At 70.9% G+C, this 18,980-nt stretch carries 17 protein-coding genes; 9 read left to right on the top strand and 8 right to left on the bottom strand.

The annotated features are described in order from the left end of the window. Window positions 1–603: LysM peptidoglycan-binding domain-containing protein (locus AB0N78_RS02480; protein WP_363385386.1), on the bottom strand; the 603-nt coding region annotated here is incomplete at its 3' end. A 181-nt stretch (window positions 604–784) separates the two neighbouring features. On the opposite strand from AB0N78_RS02480, the gene AB0N78_RS02475 reads away from it, so the two are divergent. Beyond that, entirely contained in the window at window positions 785–1,180 is a 396-nt protein-coding gene (locus AB0N78_RS02475) for an Rv2175c family DNA-binding protein (protein ID WP_363386223.1), read from the top strand. 4 nt (window positions 1,181–1,184) lie between these two features. On the opposite strand, the gene AB0N78_RS02470 is transcribed toward AB0N78_RS02475, so the two are convergent. Further along, window positions 1,185–2,303, bottom strand: a complete 1,119-nt coding sequence (locus AB0N78_RS02470) for a polyprenyl synthetase family protein (RefSeq protein ID WP_363385383.1) — start codon at window positions 2,301–2,303, stop codon at window positions 1,185–1,187. Between the two features lie 38 nt (window positions 2,304–2,341). Next, on the bottom strand, window positions 2,342–2,833 hold the full coding sequence (locus AB0N78_RS02465) for a hypothetical protein (RefSeq protein ID WP_363385381.1): 492 nt from the start codon (window positions 2,831–2,833) through the stop codon (window positions 2,342–2,344). Window positions 2,834–2,953: 120 nt separating this feature from the next. Here AB0N78_RS02465 and AB0N78_RS02460 point away from each other — a divergent pair, with 120 nt between their 5' ends. The 3 genes from AB0N78_RS02460 (at window position 2,954) to AB0N78_RS02450 (ending at window position 6,449) form a co-directional block, all read left to right on the top strand. Further along, window positions 2,954–4,096 carry a DUF4192 family protein gene (locus tag AB0N78_RS02460; RefSeq protein ID WP_363385378.1) on the top strand — a complete coding sequence of 381 codons (1,143 nt, stop codon included), beginning with the start codon at window positions 2,954–2,956 and terminating at the stop codon, window positions 4,094–4,096. 163 nt (window positions 4,097–4,259) lie between these two features. Further along, window positions 4,260–4,658 (top strand): universal stress protein, encoded by a 399-nt coding sequence (locus AB0N78_RS02455; RefSeq protein WP_363385376.1) that lies wholly within the window; start codon window positions 4,260–4,262, stop codon window positions 4,656–4,658. Window positions 4,659–4,868: 210 nt separating this feature from the next. Next, window positions 4,869–6,449 (top strand): RNA polymerase sigma factor, encoded by a 1,581-nt coding sequence (locus AB0N78_RS02450; protein ID WP_363385373.1) that lies wholly within the window; start codon window positions 4,869–4,871, stop codon window positions 6,447–6,449. A 60-nt stretch (window positions 6,450–6,509) separates the two neighbouring features. Here the strand turns inward: AB0N78_RS02450 and AB0N78_RS02445 are convergent, their stop codons facing one another. Further along, a complete protein-coding gene (locus AB0N78_RS02445; protein WP_363385371.1) occupies window positions 6,510–7,148 on the bottom strand; it encodes a TetR/AcrR family transcriptional regulator C-terminal domain-containing protein in 639 nt (212 codons plus the stop codon). A gap of 76 nt (window positions 7,149–7,224) precedes the next feature. On the opposite strand from AB0N78_RS02445, the gene AB0N78_RS02440 reads away from it, so the two are divergent. Then, window positions 7,225–7,869: a DUF4386 domain-containing protein gene (locus AB0N78_RS02440; RefSeq protein ID WP_363385368.1), complete on the top strand. Its 645-nt coding sequence runs from the start codon at window positions 7,225–7,227 to the stop codon at window positions 7,867–7,869. Window positions 7,870–7,939: 70 nt separating this feature from the next. On the opposite strand, the gene AB0N78_RS02435 is transcribed toward AB0N78_RS02440, so the two are convergent. After that, window positions 7,940–8,689, bottom strand: a complete 750-nt coding sequence (locus AB0N78_RS02435) for an SDR family oxidoreductase (RefSeq protein WP_363385366.1) — start codon at window positions 8,687–8,689, stop codon at window positions 7,940–7,942. Window positions 8,690–8,935: 246 nt separating this feature from the next. Next, the gene (locus AB0N78_RS02430; protein ID WP_168630516.1) at window positions 8,936–9,160 is read right to left on the bottom strand and encodes a hypothetical protein; all 225 of its coding nucleotides are present in this window, start codon (window positions 9,158–9,160) and stop codon (window positions 8,936–8,938) included. A gap of 141 nt (window positions 9,161–9,301) precedes the next feature. Here AB0N78_RS02430 and AB0N78_RS02425 point away from each other — a divergent pair, with 141 nt between their 5' ends. The 3 genes from AB0N78_RS02425 to AB0N78_RS02415 are packed head-to-tail and all read left to right on the top strand — an operon-like array spanning window position 9,302 to window position 13,015. Continuing rightward, window positions 9,302–11,440 carry a DNA topoisomerase IV subunit B gene (locus tag AB0N78_RS02425; RefSeq protein ID WP_363385363.1) on the top strand — a complete coding sequence of 713 codons (2,139 nt, stop codon included), beginning with the start codon at window positions 9,302–9,304 and terminating at the stop codon, window positions 11,438–11,440. Window positions 11,441–11,489: 49 nt separating this feature from the next. Continuing rightward, entirely contained in the window at window positions 11,490–12,497 is a 1,008-nt protein-coding gene (locus AB0N78_RS02420) for a GNAT family N-acetyltransferase (RefSeq protein ID WP_363385361.1), read from the top strand. A 44-nt stretch (window positions 12,498–12,541) separates the two neighbouring features. Further along, the gene (locus AB0N78_RS02415) at window positions 12,542–13,015 is read left to right on the top strand and encodes a MarR family transcriptional regulator (protein ID WP_363385359.1); all 474 of its coding nucleotides are present in this window, start codon (window positions 12,542–12,544) and stop codon (window positions 13,013–13,015) included. Between the two features lie 131 nt (window positions 13,016–13,146). On the opposite strand, the gene AB0N78_RS02410 is transcribed toward AB0N78_RS02415, so the two are convergent. Then, window positions 13,147–13,533 carry a hypothetical protein gene (locus AB0N78_RS02410; protein WP_363385355.1) on the bottom strand — a complete coding sequence of 129 codons (387 nt, stop codon included), beginning with the start codon at window positions 13,531–13,533 and terminating at the stop codon, window positions 13,147–13,149. 59 nt (window positions 13,534–13,592) lie between these two features. Then, entirely contained in the window at window positions 13,593–16,079 is a 2,487-nt protein-coding gene (locus tag AB0N78_RS02405; protein WP_363385353.1) for a DNA topoisomerase IV subunit A, read from the bottom strand. Window positions 16,080–16,191: 112 nt separating this feature from the next. On the opposite strand from AB0N78_RS02405, the gene AB0N78_RS02400 reads away from it, so the two are divergent. Further along, window positions 16,192–18,972, top strand: a complete 2,781-nt coding sequence (locus AB0N78_RS02400) for a GNAT family N-acetyltransferase (RefSeq protein ID WP_363385350.1) — start codon at window positions 16,192–16,194, stop codon at window positions 18,970–18,972. The last annotated feature ends 8 nt before the right edge of the window (window positions 18,973–18,980 follow it).

Below are 18,980 nucleotides of genomic sequence, written 5' to 3'. Positions count from 1 at the left end.
GGCGGAGACGATGGCGCTGACGCTGGTGCCGTAGCGGGCGGCGATGGCGGAGACCGTCTCACCCTGGGTCACGGTGTGGCTGCCGCCGGTGGACGCGGGCGCGGCGGTGGTGGTCGCGGCGCTCGTGGTGCTGCCACCGGGGATGGTGAGGGTCTGGCCGGCGCGGATGAAGGCCTGGGCGTTGAGGCCGTTGGCGGAGACGATGGCGCTGACGCTGGTGCCGTAGCGGGCGGCGATGGCGGAGACCGTCTCACCCTGGGTCACGGTGTGGCTGCCGCCGGTGGACGCAGGCGCGGCGGTGGCGGTCGCGCTGGTGCCCGAGGTCGGGATGGTCAGCCGCTGGCCCTCGCGGATGAAGGCGGAGGAGTTCAGGCCGTTGGCGCTGCGCACGGCGGCCACGGTGGTGCCGAACTGCTTGGCGATGTGGCTGACGGTGTCACCGCGGCGGACGGTGTACTCCTCGTCCGCGTGGGCGAGGCCGCCGGAGGTGCCCACGGCGATGGCCGCCAGGGCCAGGGTGGCACCGGTGTTCGTCGCGAGGCGACGGGCGCGCGGGCGCGAGCTGCGGGCGTCGTCGGAGAGCGCGAGGGCGGACTGCGTCATGAGAAATCCCTGTGTCTGCTGAGGCGGCTGGTGCCTGTGGGGCACATGTGACTGGTGTGACTGATGTGACGGTAATGCACGCGAGCGACTGTGGGAAGTCGAGGGCTGAAATGTTCGATTCGTGCATGCCGACGCTGATGACCGGCCGGTCCGTCGTAGGCTTCGGGCCGTGACTGAGCCGATGCACCCCGATGTTCTGGTCGATTCCTGGCTGACCGTTCCCGATGTCGCCGAGGCGCTCGGCGTCGATGCCGGTCGGGTGCGGCGTCTGCTGAAGGAGGGTCGTCTCGCGGGGGTGCGCCGCGGTGAGCCGCCGGTGCTCAGCATCCCGGCGCAGTTCCTGGTCCCGGTCGACTCCGCCAACCCGAGCTCCGACGAGCGGGATGCCACGGGCAGCATGACGGTGCTCGCTTCGTTGCAGGGCACCCTGACCGTGCTCGGGGACGCGGGGTTCAGCGCGGAAGAAGCCATCGCCTGGCTCTACACCCCGGACGACTCGCTGCCCGGGCGGCCCATCGACCTGCTGCGCGCCGGACACAAGACCGCTGTGCGGCGGCTGGCCCAGGCCGAACTGTGAGGCGTCAGGCCTGACGCTGCACTGCCGCCCGCCCCAGCCTGGCCAGCATCTCCCGGCCAGGGTCGACCAACGGGGCCACCTCCCACGCACGATCCGCCTGGGTGACCAACTCGTCGATCAGCTGTTCCACCTCGTCCACCGCCCCGCAGGTGCGGATCGCCTCGGCCAGCGCCAGGCAGTCGGCCTCGGACAGCCCTCGGTTGCCGAGCTCGGAGCGGAGGCGCTCCATCAGCGTCCGATCCCCGGCGCGACCCGCGGCGGCCATCGCACGGGCGACCAGGACGGTGCGCTTGCCCTCACGCAGATCGTCACCCGCCGGCTTACCAGTCGTGGCCGGGTCGCCGAACACACCGAGCAGGTCGTCACGGAGCTGGAAGGCCTCGCCGAGCGGCAGGCCGAACCCGCTCGCAGCGGTCAACGTGGCCTGGTCCGCACCGGCCAGTGCCGCCCCCATCAACACGGGATGCTCCACGCTGTACCGGGCGGACTTGGCCCGGATCACCTCACGGGCGCGCCGCTCGTCACCGGCCGGGTCGGTGCCCCACGGCAGCACCTGAGCCTGGAGGTCGAGGTACTGCCCCACAGTGACCTCGGTGCGCATCCGGTCGAAGACGGCGCGGGTCGTGGTCGCGCGGTCGGGGTCCAGGTCCGCCACCGCGGCGGAGAACTCCTGTTCGGAGGCGATCAGCGCCAGGTCACCGAGCAGGATCGCCGCCGACTCCCCGTACCGGCGGTCATCGCCGGACCACTGAGCGGTGCGATGGGCATGGGCGAAGCTGCGATGTGCGGCCGGTAGGCCCCGGCGGGTGTCTGAGTCGTCCATCACATCGTCGTGGAACAACGCGGCCGCCTGGAAGAGCTCCAGCGCCGCCCCGACCCGCAGCGCCGCCACCGCACCCGGCCCGGACTGCGCGCCGCCGTGCGCACGCCAGGACCAATAGCAGAAGGCCGCGCGCAGCCGCTTGCCACCGGAGAGCATCAGACGCATCGCTTCGATCAGCGGCGCGGTGCCGGAGCCCATCTGATCGAGCTCGGACTCCAGACGGTCCAGGTGTGCGGTGAGCAGGGCGTCCACCTGGGCGCGCACGCCCTCCAGGTCGACCAGGGAGGAGGCGTCGTTCACCCGGCCGAGCCTACGTGAGGACGCCGCGGGCGGTGGGGTCAGAGCTGGACGGTGCCGCCGATGGTCACAGTGCGCACACCTTCGCGATCCAGCACGCCGAGGGTCAGCACCTCGCCGGTGCCGCGGACGAAGGTCGAGCTGGCCGCGAGCCCACCGCCGGGATCGGTGGGCGTCTCGGTGAAACCCGCCGCCGCGAGCGGTCCGCGGTAGACGGAGAGCAGATCGTCAGTCGACAGCACGCTGCGCAGGTTCAGACTCACGGTGGTCAACCCGGTGGCCTCGTCGACTTCTGCCGCCGACATCAGGATCTCGCTGCCCTCGGGCACCGGGAGGAGGTCGACGGGGAAGCCCTCCGCGACACCGCCCACCGTGGAGACGCTCGCGGTGGGCGAGGGGAGCAGGGTGTCGGTCGGCTCGGGTACCGCGGTGGCGCCGCCGGTCACCGTGGGGTCGGGAATCGGGGTGCTGCCGGTGCAGGCGGTCAACCCGGCCAGCAGCACTGCCGTCAGGAGAACCGGTCCAGTGCGCACCGGCACAGGGTAGCCAGTCGACCTGACGCGCTCGTCCACAGGTGCCGCACCGGGCCCGTCGTCCCCAGGTGCGGGCATCAGTGCTGGTCATTGTGCCTGTGACAGCGTGGGGTGGGGCCCATGACTGAGACCAGCAGTATGTCGATCACCGGTGCCGCCGCCGATGTTCTGCCCCATATCCGCGAGCTGCTTGCCGCCGTACCCATCCGGCTGGGCCACCAGCCCACACCGGGCAGTGTGGTGACGATCGGCATCGCGAGCGTCGACGCGGACGAGCCGATGTTGGTCGCCAGCACCAGCGCCGAGCTGATCGGCGGAGAACAGGGGGAGGCCGTCGGGCGGTCGGTGGTGGCGCATCTGGTCGCGATGGGATGTGAGTGGGTAGCGCTGGCCGGGTATCCGGATGCCTCGGTCCCGGGGGTCGAGGTGGTACGCCGGCTCTGTTTCGCGGCGGGCATCCGCGATGCCGGGGTCCGGCAGGTCGGTGCCGGTCAGGTCGTGCAGAAGCCACAGGGGGTGCAGTTCCCCACGACCGCGTTGGCTGACACGCGGATCGCCCGGCGTGCGGCGATGGACGGCCGGGCTCCGGTGCGCTGCCGTGCCGACCTGGGCTGCATCCCGGCGGTCGGTCACGTGGATCGACGTGCCGCGGCGGAAGGGCGGCTGCGCTGGTCCGCGAGCCGGGTGGCCGAGTTCGGGCATCTGCCGGTCGACATGCCGGTCTGGGGGGAGTGGCAGCGCCGGAGCCTGCGCCGCTGGCGACGGGCGCTGGCCGATCCGGAGGCGGTGACCCGGTCTTCGCTGGGGCGGATCGAGGCGGGGCTGGATGATCATGCCGTGGTCGAAGCGGCGGCTCTGACCCTGATCGCGCCGGAGGCACCGGAGGACGATGACGTGCTGGCCCGGCTCACCACGGCCGCACTCGACATGCCGATGGGTCATCCGGAGGGCTCGGACGTTATCGCGGTACGACCGTGGCTCGCGCTGTTGCTCACCCCGGGAATCGCCCCACCGGATCCGGAGCCGGCGCACCGCGCAGTGCGGCTGCTGCATCGCGTGGTGTCCCACGGTCGGCTCTCGCGGCAGGCCGGGGCGCTGACGATCCTGGCCTTGCTGGCGTGGTGCCGAGGTGAAGGTGTGCTCGCCTCGGTGTGGGCGGAACGCGCGCGGGTGATGGACCCCGACCAGCCGTTGGCGGCGCAACTGGACTGGTTGTTGGCGGCCGGGGCGGTCCCGGGATGGGTGCGGATCGCGCCAGCGTGAGCGGTTCGCGGAGCGGGGTCGCGTGCTCCGGTGGTCGCCAGGTGTGAGCGTTCGTGCTGGCCGGACGCTTCCGGTACGGTCGGGGCACGGTTCGGCGGTGCGGCGCGAAGGTGTGCGGCCGCGGCCGCGAACAGACGCAGCGACACTCGTGCGAGGAGCACCGATGAGCATCGTGGTCGGCTATCTGGCGACGGTCGAGGGGCGTGCCGCCCTGGACACCGCGGGATTCGAGGCGGAGCGCCGGGGGGAGCCCCTGGTCGTGGTCGTCAACGAGCGGCTGGACGAGGCCCCCGAGCAGCGCCAGGAGACCGAGGCTGCGCTGGAGCAGGTACGCGCCGGGCTCACCGAGCGGGGCATCGCGCACGAGATCCGGGTGATCGCTGCCGGGCGGGATGTGGCCGAGGAGCTGATCGGTGCCGCGGAGGACACCGAGGCCTCGTTGATCGTGATCGGGCTGCGCCGTCGCAGCCCGGTGGGCAAGCTCATCCTCGGGGCGAATGCCCAGCGCATCCTGCTCGACGCCCCCTGTCCGGTGCTGGCGGTCAAGCCCGACCCGAGCTGATCGGGTCGGCGCACACCGCTGCCCGACCAGGCGAGATGTCCGATCCGGGAATCTTCAGCCCGCTTCGGGCGTTGGTCACACCGTCAGATTCGCCATACCCGCCCGGCGTCGGGCGTGTGCCTGATCGGCGCGCTCAGCCGTGGATGTGGCCGGTACAATAGAAGGGTCCCGTCTCGCCGAACCGGGTCCCTCGCTGCCGAAAGGTCATTCGTGACGTCCCAGAATTCCCCCACGCTGCCGCGCGAGTTCGAGCACCCGGCTCTGCAGGACCTGGTCCGCCGGGGTGCCGCCGCCGGGAGCATTGACGCCGTCGCTCTGCGGGCCGCCTGCGAGGCCGCCCAGGTGGAGGACGCTCGTCGTCTGAAGGCCGTCGTGCGCGGCCTGGCGAACGCCGGCATCGTGGTGTCCGAGCCGGCTCCGGCCGCCGCTCCGAAGAAGCGTGCCGCCGCACCCAAGAAGGTCGCGGCTGCCACCACTACCAAGACGCGGACCTCCACCAAGGCCGTCGTCGCCGACGAGGGCGGCGAGACCTCCGAGGCGACCGGGTCGCGCGCCAAGAAGTCCACGACGGCCAAGCCGGCGACCAAGAAGGCCGCCGCGGCCAAGACCGCCGCCAAGCCGGTCAAGGCCAAGGCCACCAAGGCCACGGCGAAGTCCGAAGATGAGCCGGTCGAGGACGAGGACATCGAGATCGACGAGGCGGAGCTGACCGCCGACGCCGAGCTGGAGACCGCGGAGGACGGCGAGGCAACGGCCGAGGGCGCTGAGGGTGCCGACGCCAAGTCGACCACCAAGTCGGAGGAGACTGAGGACACCGGGTTCGTGGTGTCCGACGCCGACGACGACGACCAGCCCGCACAGCAGGTGGTCACCGCCGGTGCCACCGCCGACCCGGTCAAGGACTACCTCAAGCAGATCGGTAAGGTCGCGCTGCTGAACGCGGAGCAGGAGGTCGAGCTCGCCAAGCGGATCGAGGCCGGCCTGTTCGCGGAGGAGCGCCTCACCCAGCTCGGCAACGACGTCGAGCCCAAGGCTCGCCGTGAGCTGCAGTGGATCGCCCAGGACGGTCGCCGCGCCAAGAACCACCTGCTGGAGGCCAACCTCCGTCTGGTCGTCTCGCTGGCCAAGCGCTACACCGGCCGCGGCATGCTGTTCCTGGACCTGATCCAGGAGGGCAACCTCGGTCTGATCCGTGCGGTCGAGAAGTTCGACTACACCAAGGGCTACAAGTTCTCCACCTACGCCACCTGGTGGATCCGGCAGGCGATCACCCGCGCGATGGCCGACCAGGCCCGCACCATCCGTATCCCGGTGCACATGGTCGAGGTCATCAACAAGCTGGCCCGCGTGCAGCGTCAGATGCTCCAGGACCTGGGCCGTGAGCCCACCCCGGAGGAACTGGCCAAGGAGCTGGACATGACCCCGGAGAAGGTGGTCGAGGTCCAGAAGTACGGGCGGGAGCCGATCTCGCTGCACACCCCGCTGGGTGAGGACGGTGACTCGGAGTTCGGTGACCTGATCGAGGACTCCGAGGCGGTCGTCCCCGCCGACGCGGTGAGCTTCACGCTGTTGCAGGAGCAGCTGCACCAGGTGCTGGACACCCTCTCCGAGCGGGAGGCCGGTGTGGTCTCAATGCGCTTCGGTCTGACTGACGGGCAGCCCAAGACCCTGGACGAGATCGGCAAGGTCTACGGCGTGACCCGTGAGCGGATCCGCCAGATCGAGTCCAAGACCATGTCGAAGCTGCGGCACCCGTCGCGGTCGCAGGTGCTGCGCGACTACCTGGACTGAGTTGCTACTCGGACGGCCCCGTTCTCCATCCGGAGAGCGGGGCCGTCCGTCGTGTTCGGGTCAGAATGTGCTGGCGAGCCCGACCAGCAGGATCTCCAGCCCCCGGTCGAACTCGGCGCGGTGGTCGTAGTCGGGGGTCAGCACGTGTTCGGTGAGGAACTGTGCGAAGTGCGGCGTCTCGCTCAGGGGGAGCTGCGCGAGCATCTCCGCGCCGAGGGAGGCCGATTCCTCCGGGGTCTCGAAGGGGAGGTCCTGTTGAGTCTGCGCGAAGCCGAGCACATAGGCGTCGACCACGGAGATCGCGCTGGCCACCGTGCCCCAGGGCAGTCCGTCGCCGTGGAGGGCACCGAGTAGCGCGTCATGCCGGGCAAGGGTCACTGCGCCTGGGTTCTCGCGCGAGTTGAGGAGTGCGGCGGCCCAGGGGTGGCGCGACAGCATCAGTCGAGTCTGCGCCGCGTGGCTGCGCAGGGTGTCGCGCCACGGGCCGGGTGTCGCCAGCGGGGTCTCGGCGAGGGCGGCCTCGATCATGGCGTCGAGCAGTCGCTCCTTGTTCTGGATGTGGTGGTAGAGCGACATCGCCTCGACGCCGACGGCTTGCCCGACCTTGCGCATGGACACCGCGTCCAGTCCGTTCTCGTCGGCGAGGGCGATGGCGGCACCGATGATCTGGTCGCGATCGAGCAGGTTGCGGGTGGTCACGGGCTCAGATTAGCCGAATCGGCGCGGTGTGCCTTACGGTGTAAGCATTGACCTTACGGCGTAAGAAGGAGAGATCATGGCTCGGCGAGCATGGTGGGTAGGAGCGGCGCTCCTGGCGATGGCGATCGCCTCGGCGACGGGGATTCTGGGGGCGCTGGGGTCGGTGGTGGGCCCGAACCGAGCCGAGACCCTGGCGCAGCTGGTGGACGCTCAGGGCCCGTTGACCACGGCACTGGCCTGCGTCGTCCTGGTCATCGTGCTCGACCTGGTGGTCGCGTTCGGGTTCTTCGGGCTGCTGCGCTCGGTGTCGACCGACCTCGCGGCGGCGGCGACCGCACTGCGGGTCGGCTACGCGATGGTCTTCCTGACCGCGGCGGGACACCTGGCGGTAGCGCGGGACGCTGCGCCGGTGCGCCCGGAGGACGCGGTGCGGGCGGTGGACGCCTTCCAGTCGACCTGGGATCTGGGGCTAGTGGTCTTCGGTCTGCATCTGATCCTGCTCGGCGTGCTGATCTGGCGTTCGGTGATCCTGCCGCGCTGGCTGGGTGCCCTGGTGATCGTCGCCGGAGCGGGATACGTGGTGGACGCGCTGGTCATCGTGTTCGGTGCCGATCTTTCGAAGGTCGGCACGGTGACCTTCGTCGGAGAGTTCGCGCTGGCGTTGTGGCTGGTGTTCGCCCACCGTCGGATCGGCCGCCGCGCGGATCAGATCGCGGCCTGAGCCATTGAGCGGGAGCGAAGAAGCGAGTGGCCCGCCCGTGCTCCGGGCGGGCCACTCGTCGATTCCGGGGTCAGATCGCGGACCAGCCGCCGTCGCAGACCACGGTGGTGCCGTTGACATTGGAGGCGTCATCCGAGGCCAGCCAGACGATCGCCTGGGAGAGCTCCTCCGGCTCGGCAGCCCCGGTGAGCATCGCGCCCATGATCGGTCCGATCCGCGCGGCCATGTGCGCCGACTTCATCGACCCCTCGATGGAGGTCTTGACCGGGCCGGGGGCGACGGCGTTCACCCGGATGCCCTGCGGTCCATAGGCGAAGGCGGTCTGCTTGGTCATCCCGGCCACCGCGTGCTTGGAAGCGGTGTACGCCAGTCCGGCCGCTGCTCCACGCAGTGCCGCCTCGGAGGACACATTCACGATGGAGCCCTTACCCGCCTCGATCATTCCGGGAAGGACGGCGCGCATCAGCCGCATCACGGAGGTGACGTTGACGGCGAGCACGCGGTCCCAGGTGGCGTCGTCGATCTCCACCGCGGGCAGGAAGCCGTCCATGATCCCGGCGACGTTGCACAGCACATCCACCCGCCCATCGGCGGCGGCGAGCAGGGCATCGGCACCGTCCTGGGTGGCGACATCGGCGACCACCGGGACCAGCGCGGCACCGGGGTTCGCGGAGACCAGATCCTCGAGTCGGTCGGCGGCGATGTCACCGGCGATCACGCGGGCGCCCTCGGCGAGCAGCTGCTCGGCGGTGGAGCGACCGATCCCGGCTCCAGCGGCGGTGACGACGGCGGTCCGACCGTCGAATCGGGTGCGGGACATGGGGGGCCTCCTCGTGGTGCGCGGGGCCGCGTTGCCCCGGTGCTCCGACGATAGGTGCCGTCCACGTCGCCGAGGGCTCGAACCGGAGGGATGAGGGGAGTCGCGGGCCAAACCAGGCAGGCCTGGTGGACCTCACCAGGTGCGAAAGTCCTGGCCCCGGCGGTGCACTGCCGGTCGTTCGGGGCCACAGACGCAGAACGGCCCGCCCGGGCGGTGAGCCGGGCGGGCCGTTCGGTGGTCGAGTTGTCAGCGGGCGGCGCCGGCTCCTGCACCGTGTTCGGCGAGCAGCTTGTCGGTCTCGTCCTGCACGTGCGTGGCGATCGCCTCGTACTTGGGCGCGTGCTCACGGGCGTGGTGCGCGCAGAACAGCAGTTCGCCGACCGGGAGCAGCACGCGGACGTAGGCCTGGGCGCCGCAGCGGTCGCAACGGTCTGCCGCGGTCAGCGGGGCCGGTGCGTTCTCGGTTTCCATCATCTCCGTCACGCTGACATACAACCATCCGCAGCCGTGGATCATCCCCTCGGGAGGGGGTGGTTCGCTGTGCGCGTACCCCGCCATCACCCTCCGGCGGGCCTGCGCGGGATTGTCAGCGCCGCCGATTACCCTCATGCCGTGTCCACCGACTCTGCCTACACCGCGCGCCACCTCTCGGTCCTGGAGGGCCTGGAGGCGGTGCGCAAGCGCCCCGGCATGTACATCGGCACCACGGACAGCCGTGGGTTGATGCACTGCCTGTGGGAGATCATCGACAACTCCGTCGACGAGGCGCTGGGCGGGTATGGCGACCGGATCGAGATCATCCTGCACGCCGACTCCTCGGTGGAGGTGCGTGACCACGGCCGTGGCATCCCGGTGGATGTGGAGCCGCGGACCGGGCTGACCGGTGTCGAGGTGGTGCTGACCAAGCTGCACGCCGGTGGCAAATTCGGCGGCGGCTCCTATGCGGCCTCCGGTGGCCTGCACGGTGTGGGTGCCTCCGTGGTGAACGCGCTGTCCTCCCGGTTGGACGTGGAGGTCGACCGTGGCGGCAAGACGCACCGGATGACCTTCCGTCGCGGTGAGCCGGGTGTGTTCGACGACCGGGGCGGAGTGTCGCCGGACGCACCATTCGAGCCCTTCACCTCCGGGTCGGAGCTCGCGGTGGTGGGCAAGGTCGCCAAGGCGCGCACCGGCACCCGGACCCGCTACTGGGCGGACCGCAGCATCTTCCCCAAGACCGCGGTGTTCAGCTACGACGAGCTGGTCACCCGCGCCCGGCAGACCAGCTTCCTGGTGCCGGGGCTGACCATCGTGGTGCGGGACGAGCGGGGCCTGCCCGGCACCCCGGGTGCAGACGGCCCGCATGAGGAGGTGTTCCGGCACGACGGTGGGACGGTGGACTTCGCCGACTTCCTCGCCCCGGACGCCGCCGTGACCGACACCTGGCAGCTGACCGGCTCGGGCAGCTTCACCGAGACGGTGCCGGTGCTGGACAGCCGAGGGCACATGACTTCCCAGGAGGTGCAGCGCGAGTGCGAGGTGGACGTCGCCCTGCGTTGGGGCACCGGCTACGACACCGAGGTGCGCAGCTTCGTCAACATCATCGCCACCCCCAAGGGTGGCACCCACCTGGCCGGATTCGATGCCGCGCTGCTCAAGACGCTGCGCAAGCAGATCGAGGCGAACGCCCGCAAGCTCAAGATCTCCGCCAAGGACGGTGGCGACAAGATCGAGAAGGACGACGTGATGGCCGGGTTGACCGCCGTGGTCACCGTCCGGCTGGCCGAGCCGCAGTTCGAGGGTCAGACCAAGGAGGTGCTGGGCACCGGACCGGTGCGCGGCATCGTCTCCAAGGTGGTCGACCAGCGTCTGACCGAGATCCTCACCTCCACCAAGCGTGAGCAGAAGGCCCAGGCCGCCGCGCTGCTGGAGAAGGTCGTGGGGGAGATGCGCGCCCGGGTCTCGGCCCGCAAGCAGAAGGAGATCTCCCGCCGGAAGAACGCGCTGGAGTCATCCTCCCTGCCGGCCAAGCTCGCGGACTGCCGCAGCAATGACGTGGAGCGCTCTGAGCTGTTCATCGTGGAGGGCGACTCCGCGCTCGGCACCGCCAAGCTGGCCCGGTCCAGCGACTTCCAGGCGTTGCTGCCGATCCGCGGCAAGATCCTTAACGTCCAGAAGGCGTCCATCGCGGACATGCTGCGCAATGCCGAGTGTGCGGCGATCATCCAGGTGATCGGGGCCGGGTCGGGTCGCACCTTCGACCTGGACGCGGCGCGCTACGGGAAGATCGTGCTGATGACCGACGCCGACGTCGACGGCGCTCACATCCGCACCCTGCTGCTCACGCTGTTCTTCCGGTACATGCGCCCGCTGGTCGAGGCCGGCCGGGTGTACGCCGCGGTGCCGCCGCTGCACCGGATCGAGGTGATCGGGGCGGGCTCCAAGAAGAACGAGTACGTCTACACCTACTCCGAGGCCGAGCTCACCGCCACGCTGAAGAAGCTCGACAAGGCCGGTAAGCGCTACAAGGAGGACATCCAGCGCTACAAGGGTCTGGGCGAGATGGACGCCGATCAGCTGTCCGAGACCACGATGGACCCCCGGCACCGCACCCTGCGCCGGGTGACCCTGCCCGCCGCGGCCGCAGCGGATGAGCAGATGCGCCGGATCGAGGAGGTCTTCGAGCTGCTGATGGGCTCGGAGGTCGCGCCGCGCAAGGACTTCATCATCGACAACGCCGCCACGCTGGACGCCTCCAAGATCGACGCCTGAGCACGATTGCAGGTGACAGCCACCGCGCCGGTCGTGCACCGTGAGTGCCATGACGACCCTTGCCGCACGTGTCGCCGCGCCACGTGACCTGCCCGAACCCCGGATCGAGGGGCTGACCTTCGCCCCGGTGACGGTCGCCGACACTCCGGAGCTGACCGCGCTGATCGCCCGGGTGGAGGAGGCGGACCGGTCGCCTGTGCGAACCATCGAGTCCGAGGTCGCCGAGCAGTTCGCGGGTAGCTGGTGGCAACTGGACCGGGACACCCGGATCGGTCGCGACGTGGATGGAACGCCCCGGGCCTGGATCGTCAGCGAGTGCCAGCCGTCGGATCAGCGGACGCTGCGCGCGTTGTCCTCCGGGGGTGTGGACCCGCTGTGGCGTGGGCGCGGTGTCGGCACCGCCCTGGTGCGGTGGGCGCAGGCCCGCGGTCGGCAACAGTTGGCTGACGACGGTCGTGACATGCTCGGGCGGGTGGCCGCCTACCTGCTCGACACCCAGACCGAGGCCGCCCGACTGTACGAGCGAGTGGGATACGGCCCGCTGCGGTACTACCGGGACATGCGCCGACCGCTGGACCGGCCACTGCCCGAACCCCCGCTGACACCGGACGTGCAGATCGTCCCGTGGACGCCGGCGCTGGACGAGGCGGTGCGGGTGGCCCACAACGAGGCGTTCCGGGACCACTGGGGCAGCGAACCGCGCAGCGCGGAGGCCTGGCAGCAGCACCAGGCGATGTTCGCCCCGCAGTGGAGTGTGCTGGCCGTGTCCGAGGGCCAGGTCGTCGGCTATGCGCTCTGCGGGCGGTACGAGCAGGACTGGCCGGTCAAGGGTTACCGCTCCGGTTATGCCGACCTGATCGGTGTGCTCCGTCCGTGGCGCGGACAGGGGATCGCGGTGGCACTGCTGACCGCCGTGATGGCAGCCTGCCGGGCGGACGGGATGGAGTACGTCGAGTTGGAGGTCGACACGGCCAATCCGTCCGGCGCGCACGGCCTGTACACCTCACTGGGCTTCGAGCCGACCACCGGCACGGTGCAGTGGGGGATCGAGATCTGAGCGGTGGCGCGCGCACTGACCTGCCCCGCCGTACTCTGTGCGCCATGACGGCGGTGGAAGGGCGCACCCTCGCGGACGAGGACGCCACGTGGCGAGTGTTCCTGGGCATGTCCCGGGACTGGTTCATCGTGATGGAACGGGCGCTCGGGCAGGCCGCCGATGCGTCGGTGGCGGATCTGGAGCTGCTGGAACCATTGCTGGACGCGGGGGAGTGCGGGCTGCGCGCCAAGGATCTCGCGGCGGCGGCCGAGTGGCAGGACAGCCGAGTGTCGCATCAGCTGCGCCGGATGGAGCAGCGCGGTCTGGTGGCGCGGGCCCGGGACCGGGAGGACGCGCGGGGCACTGTGGTCCGGTTGACCGAGGCCGGGGTGCGCAGTGCTCAGGTGGCCCGGGAGACCCGGCGCCGGGTGGTCCGGCGGATCATCCTGGATGTGCTGTCCCCGCAGGAGCTGGAGACTCTGATCGAGGCGGCGGACCGGATCCGTGGGGCCGTGGCCGAGGTCGCCGCGCAGAGCTGACGGTCGGCGGCGACACTCGCCCCAGGGCGGGAACGCTGGCCTCGGCGGATGGCCGCGGACTCCGGGTCGCCGGGCGGGAAGCGGCCGAGGTCTACCGGTCCCTCAGATTCAGGGCCACCCCGGGTGGACGGTCACTCCAGGGCGGAGGGCTCTGCCGTGGGGATCGCAGCCGCGTGCGCCCCCGCAAGCAACTGAGGATCGGCGGTGACCAAGACATCCGCCTGGAGCTGCGCCACGGCCAGGTACTCGGCCGGGCGCGGATCGGACCAGCCCAGCTCGCGGGCGATCCGCCAGGCGACCGCGCGCGATACCCGGTCGCCGAGCAGGCGGAGGCGCAGCGCGGCCAGCTCGTCCAGCAGGGCGCGTCCGGTGTCATCGGGCAGGGCGTAGAGCAGCACCAGGACATCCGAACGCAACACCGCCGGGCCGACCAGGGAGTCACCGGCGGGCAGCGAGCGGCCCGACCCATGGCGGATGAGCTCCAACGCGACCGGAGCGTCGATGGCGTAGCGGGTCACCGGGGCCTCACCTCCGAGCGTTGTCTCGGTGAAACGGTGCCGCCGAACCGGTGGACGACTCAGCCGATCGCGGTGGGCGGGGCGCTCAGCATCGCACCCGACCCGTCACGTCGCTCGTCGACCTCCGGCAGCTCCACAGGCTGACCGGCGGACCCGGTGGCCCGGGCCGGAGCTCGACCGACCCAGGCGAGGAACAACCCGTCCTCGCCCTTGAGGAACCGGTGTGAGCGCACGCCACCGGTGGCCCGACCCTTGCCCGGGTACTGGCTGAACGGGGTGACCTTGGCCGAGCCGGCCTGGGTGCCGGGCAGCGCATCGGAGGAGCCGGAGATGGTGACGACCAGCGCGTCCTCGGTATCCGGTGCCAACGCGCCGAAGAACACCACCCGGGCACCGTCGCCGAGCTTGATCCCGGCCATACCACCGGCCGGACGGCCCTGCGGACGCACGGCGGAGGCGGAGTAGTGCAGCAGGTTGGAGTCGGAGGAGATGAAGACCAGCTCGTCGTCGTCGGTGACCGCGGCGGCACCGACCACCTCGTCGCCGTCGCGCAGGCCGATGATCTCCCAGAAGTCCCGGTTGGCTGGGGGCTCACCGGAGACCACACGCTTGACCACGCCCTGCGCGGTGCCCAGCGCCAGGGTCGGGGCATCCGGGGCCAGCGAGCACAGGCCGATCACCCGCTCGCCCTTGTCCAGCTCGATCAACTCGCCGAGCGGCAACCCGCCACCGAGTGCGGGCACGCCGTCGGTGGGTGGCAATCCGGGCAGGTCCAGCACGGAGATCTTGCGGACCACACCGCGGCTGGTGACGACACCGATGTCGCCGCGGGCCGAGGTGGTGACCGCTCCGGCGAGCACGTCGTGCTTGGCCCGGGGGGTGTCTTCATCTGGATGCAGCTGGACGTCGACCCCGGCGGTGCGCGCGACCAGGCCGGTGGCCGAGAGCAGCGCCACGCAGGGGGTGTCCTCGATCTCCAACGAGAGGGTGGCCACAGTCCGCTTCTTGGCGACTGGGGCACCCTCGGCCGCAGTAGCGACCCCACCGGCGGACTCCAGCAGGATCGTGCGGCGCGGGGTGCCGTAGGTGGCGGCGACCTCGGCCATCTCGTCCGAGACCGCCCCGCGCAGCAGGGCGTCATCGGCGAGCAGGGCCCGCAGCGCCTCGATGTCGCTGGTGAGCTCGTCCCGCTCCTTCTCCAGCTCGATCCGGCTGAACTTGGTCAGGCGGCGCAGACGCAGCTCGAGGATGTACTCGGCCTGCGGCTCGGACAGGTCGAAGACCGTTCGCAGTCGGCTGCGGGCGGCCTCGGAATCGTCCGAGCTGCGGATGACCTGGATGACCTCGTCGATGTCCAGGATCGCGATCAGCAGACCCTCGACCAGGTGCAGGCGTTCCAGCTTGCGGTCCAGACGGTACTGGCTGCGGCGGCGCACCACGGTGAGCCGGTGATCGACCCAGACGGTCAGCAGCTCGCGCAGTCCGAGGGTGCGGGGCTGGCCGTCGACCAGGGCGACGTTGTTGATCGAGAACGAGTCCTCGAGCGGGGTGTAACGGAACAGCTGCTCCAACACGGCATCGGGGTTGAAGCCGGTCTTGACCTCGATCACCAGGCGCAGGCCGTGCTCACGGTCGGTCAGGTCCAGCACATCGGAGATGCCGGAGAGCTTCTTGTTCTGCACGCCCTCCTTGATCTTCTCGATCACCTTCTCCGGGCCGACGCCGTAGGGCAGCTCGGTGACGACGATGCCCTTGCGGCGCGGGGTGACGTTCTCGATCCGGGTGGTGGCGCGGGTCTTGAAGGCGCCACGGCCGGTGCGGTAGGCGTCCCGGACGCCCTCCAACCCGACGATCTTGCCGCCCGAAGGCAGGTCCGGTCCGGGCACGAACCGCATCAGCTCGTCCAGGTCGGCCTCGGGGTGCTGCACCAGGTGCCGGGCGGCGGCGATCACCTCGACCAGGTTGTGCGGGGCCATGTTGGTGGCCATGCCGACCGCGATGCCCGCCGCGCCGTTGACCAGCAGATTCGGGATCGCCGAGGGCAGCACCGCCGGCTGGGTCAGCTTGTTGTCGTAATTCGGGACGAAGTCGACGACGTCCTCGTCCAACCCGGCGTTCATCGCCAGGGCGACCGGTGCCATCCGGACCTCGGTGTACCGGGGTGCTGCGGGGCCGTCGTCCAGTGAACCGAAGTTGCCGTGTCCGTCGACCAGCGGCAGCCGCAGGGAGAACGGCTGGGCCAGGCGGACCATCGCGTCGTAGATCGCGCTGTCACCGTGCGGGTGCAGCTTGCCCATCACCTCGCCGACCACGCGGGCCGACTTCACATAGGGCCGGTCCGGGCGCAGCCCCATCTGCGACATCTGGAACAGGATGCGCCGCTGCACCGGCTTGAGGCCGTCACGGGCGTCCGGCAGCGCACGGGAGTAGATCACCGAGTACGCGTACTCGAGGAAGGAGCCCTCCATCTCGGAGGCCACGTCGATGTCGACGATCCGCTCGACAAAGTCCTCGGGCGGCGTGCTGGGGGCAGTGCGGCGCGCCATGTGCGGTGCGGGCTCCTGAACTCGTGATGACAGCGGACATCTCATTGTCCTCCGCCGGGTCGGGGGAATGGTGTCACGACTCGCCAGAGGCGGGCCCAGTAGGCTCCTGGGCATGGCCGGGAGCGACGACGAGGTGCGACCCGACCCGCGCGGCCCGGCGTACCCGGAGGCGTGGGAGGCGGACGTCGTGCTGCGGGACGGCAGCACCACGCACATCCGCCCGATTCGGCCCGAGGACGCCGACGCGCTGCAAACCTTCCACGTGGCGCAGTCGGAGCAATCGATCTACTTGCGGTTCTTCGCCCCGCTTGAGCGGCTGCCCGACCGCGACCTGGCCCGGTTCACCCAGGTTGACCACCGGGACCGGGTGGCGCTGGTGGCGGTCACCCAGGACGACGCGATCATCGGGGTGGCCCGCTACGACAAGGTCGGCCCGGACGAGGCCGAGGTCGCCTTCAACATCGCGGATGCGCACAGTGGGCGCGGGCTGGGCTCGGTGCTGCTGGAACACCTGGCGGCGGCTGCCCGCGAGCGCGGGATCAAGCGGTTCGTGGCGGAGGTGCTGCCGCAGAACGGGCGGATGATCGCGGTGTTCCGGGAGGCCGGGTACACACTGCGGCAGCGGCTCGAGGACGGGGTGGTCCAGGTCGGCTTCGACATCGACCCCACCGAGCGGTCGATGGCGGTGCTGCGGGGCCGGGAGCGATCCGCGGAGGCGCGCAGTGTGCAGCGGTTGCTGACCGCGCGCCGGGTGCTGCTGCTGGCCGCCGATGACGCGGACCCGCAGTCGTTGGACGCACGTCGGGCCGGACGGGTGCTGGCCTCGCTGCTGGCCGGGGAGCGTCGACCGCCGATCGGGGCGCGGACCGCCGCGGTGCAGGCACCGATCCTGGGTGAGCCGGTGGAGGTGCACGTGGTGGGCGCGGTGCCCGGCGCTGACGACCCGGCCGTGCGGCGCTGGGAGCGGCTGGCGCAGGTGCCCGGTGGGGTTGAGCTGGCTGTGCTCGCGCTGCCCGCCGCCGAGTCGGTGCCGGCAGTGCGGGCCTTGGGCCGGGTCGGGGTGCGCGCCGTCGTCGTGCTCTCCGGTGGCTACGCCGAGGAGGGGGAGGCCGGGCTGGCGCTGCACCGTGCGCTGCTACGGACCGCCCACGCCGCCGGGATGCGGGTGATCGGACCGGTGTCCTACGGCCTGATCAGCCACACCCCGGCCGGACTGGTGAACGCGTCGCTGGCCGAGGAACCACCGCCGCCGGGTCGGATCGGACTGTTCTGCCAGTCGGCCGCCACCGCGGTGTCGATCCTGGCATCGGTCCGCCGCCGTGGCCTGGGGCTGGCGCATCTGGTGTCCGCCGGGAATCGCGCGGATGTCTCCGGCAACGACCTGATGCAGTTCTGGCAGGAGGACGAGGCCACCGATGTGGTGGCGCTGTACCTGGAATCGATCGGCAACCCCCGCAAGTTCGCCCGGGTGGCCCGGCGGCTCGCCCGGCGCAAGCCCGTGGTGGTGGTCACCGCCGGCAGCACCGGTCATGTCGCCCCACCGGGCCACGCGGTGCGCCAGACGATGGCCTTGCGTCGGACCCTGGATGAGGTGGTGCAGCGCTCGGGGGTGACCCTGGTGGAGAACACCCACCAGATGCTGGAGGCCGCGCAGCTCTTCGCCCTGCAACCGTTGCCGACCGGACGGCGGGTGGCCGTGGTGGCCTCCTCCAGTTCGCTGGCGGCACTGGTCGCCGAGGCGGCGGTGTCCGCTGGATTGCAGGTGACCGTCGAGCCGGTGATCGTGCCGGAGGCAGCCGAGGATGAGCTGATCGCCCAGGCTGTCGCCGGGGTGTACGCCGACCCACAGGTGGATGCGGTGATCACGGTGCATGTGCCCACCGTGGGGCCCCGGGATGACCGAGTGGCCCGCGCGGTGGCCAGCGCGGCTGCGGCGCACCGGAAGACATCGGTGGCTTGCTTGCCCGGGTTGCACGGTGCCGCCGAGGTGCTCACCGCGCCCACTGCGGAGCAGGTGCTGCGCACCGTCCCGGCCTACACCACACCCGAGGACGCTGTGCTGGCTCTGGGGCAGGCCGTGCGGTACGCCGCCTGGCGTTCAGCCGAGCGCGGCACGGTGGTACACCCGGAGCCGATGGACACCCGCCGGGCGCGGCGCATGGTCCAGTCGTGGATCGCCCAGGCCGGGCACCCGGAGCGGCTGGAGCTGGAACGCGGTCAGATCGCCGAGTTGCTGTCCTACGCCGGGCTGTCCCTGATCCCGTCGGTGCCGGTGCGGTCCGCGGAGGAGGCGGTGGCGGCCGCCGAGCGGATGGGCTGGCCGGTGGCGTTGAAGACCACCGTGCCGACTCTGCGACACCGGGCGGATCTGGGTGGGGTACGGCTGGACGTGCACGATGCGGCCGAGCTGCGCGCCGATGTGCGCCAGGTGCTCGACCTGGCCGCCGAGTACGGCACCCCCGCCACACCGCACACTCCGCCGCTGGAGGTGCAGCCGATGGCCCCGCACGGGGTGGCCTGCGTGATCCGTTCCGCCGAGGACCCGCTCTATGGCCCGGTGATCGGCTTCGGGCTCGCCGGGGACACCACGGACCTGCTGGGCGACTATGCCTTCGCGGTGCCGCCGCTGACCGATGTGGATGTGGCCGATGTGGTGCGCGCCCCGCGGTCGGCCCCCCGGCTGTTCGGCTACCGCGGCTTACCGGTGCTGGACGTGGCCGCGGTGGAGGATGTGCTGGCCCGCGTCGGGGTGCTCGCCGACGATCTGCCGGAGCTGGTGTCGGTCGAGCTGAACCCGGTGGTGGTGGCCGAGCGGGGTGCCTATGTGCTCGGTGCGGCGGTGACGGTCGGGCCCGGAGCGGCCCGCACCGACGGGGTACGTCGATCGCTCTGAGTGTGACT

It is taken from the genome of Cellulomonas sp. NPDC089187 (genome assembly GCF_040685135.1).
Classification (GTDB): Bacteria; Actinomycetota; Actinomycetes; order Actinomycetales; family Cellulomonadaceae; genus Cellulomonas.
Note: the sequence above shows the minus strand (reverse complement) of the source record. Positions and strands in the feature narration are given on the sequence as shown.

Bases quoted from the DNA above. Each gene is read 5' to 3' on its own strand.
- AB0N78_RS02475 (WP_363386223.1), top strand. From the start codon at position 785: ATGCACCCCGATGTTCTGGTCGATTCCTGGCTGACCGTTCCCGATGTC.
- AB0N78_RS02460 (WP_363385378.1), top strand. From the start codon at position 2,954: ATGACTGAGACCAGCAGTATGTCGATCACCGGTGCCGCCGCCGATGTT.
- AB0N78_RS02455 (WP_363385376.1), top strand. From the start codon at position 4,260: ATGAGCATCGTGGTCGGCTATCTGGCGACGGTCGAGGGGCGTGCCGCC.
- AB0N78_RS02440 (WP_363385368.1), top strand. From the start codon at position 7,225: ATGGCTCGGCGAGCATGGTGGGTAGGAGCGGCGCTCCTGGCGATGGCG.
- AB0N78_RS02435 (WP_363385366.1), bottom strand. From the start codon at position 8,689: ATGTCCCGCACCCGATTCGACGGTCGGACCGCCGTCGTCACCGCCGCT.
- AB0N78_RS02430 (WP_168630516.1), bottom strand. From the start codon at position 9,160: ATGGAAACCGAGAACGCACCGGCCCCGCTGACCGCGGCAGACCGTTGC.
- AB0N78_RS02420 (WP_363385361.1), top strand. From the start codon at position 11,490: ATGACGACCCTTGCCGCACGTGTCGCCGCGCCACGTGACCTGCCCGAA.
- AB0N78_RS02415 (WP_363385359.1), top strand. From the start codon at position 12,542: ATGACGGCGGTGGAAGGGCGCACCCTCGCGGACGAGGACGCCACGTGG.
- AB0N78_RS02405 (WP_363385353.1), bottom strand. From the start codon at position 16,079: ATGGCGCGCCGCACTGCCCCCAGCACGCCGCCCGAGGACTTTGTCGAG.
- AB0N78_RS02400 (WP_363385350.1), top strand. From the start codon at position 16,192: ATGGCCGGGAGCGACGACGAGGTGCGACCCGACCCGCGCGGCCCGGCG.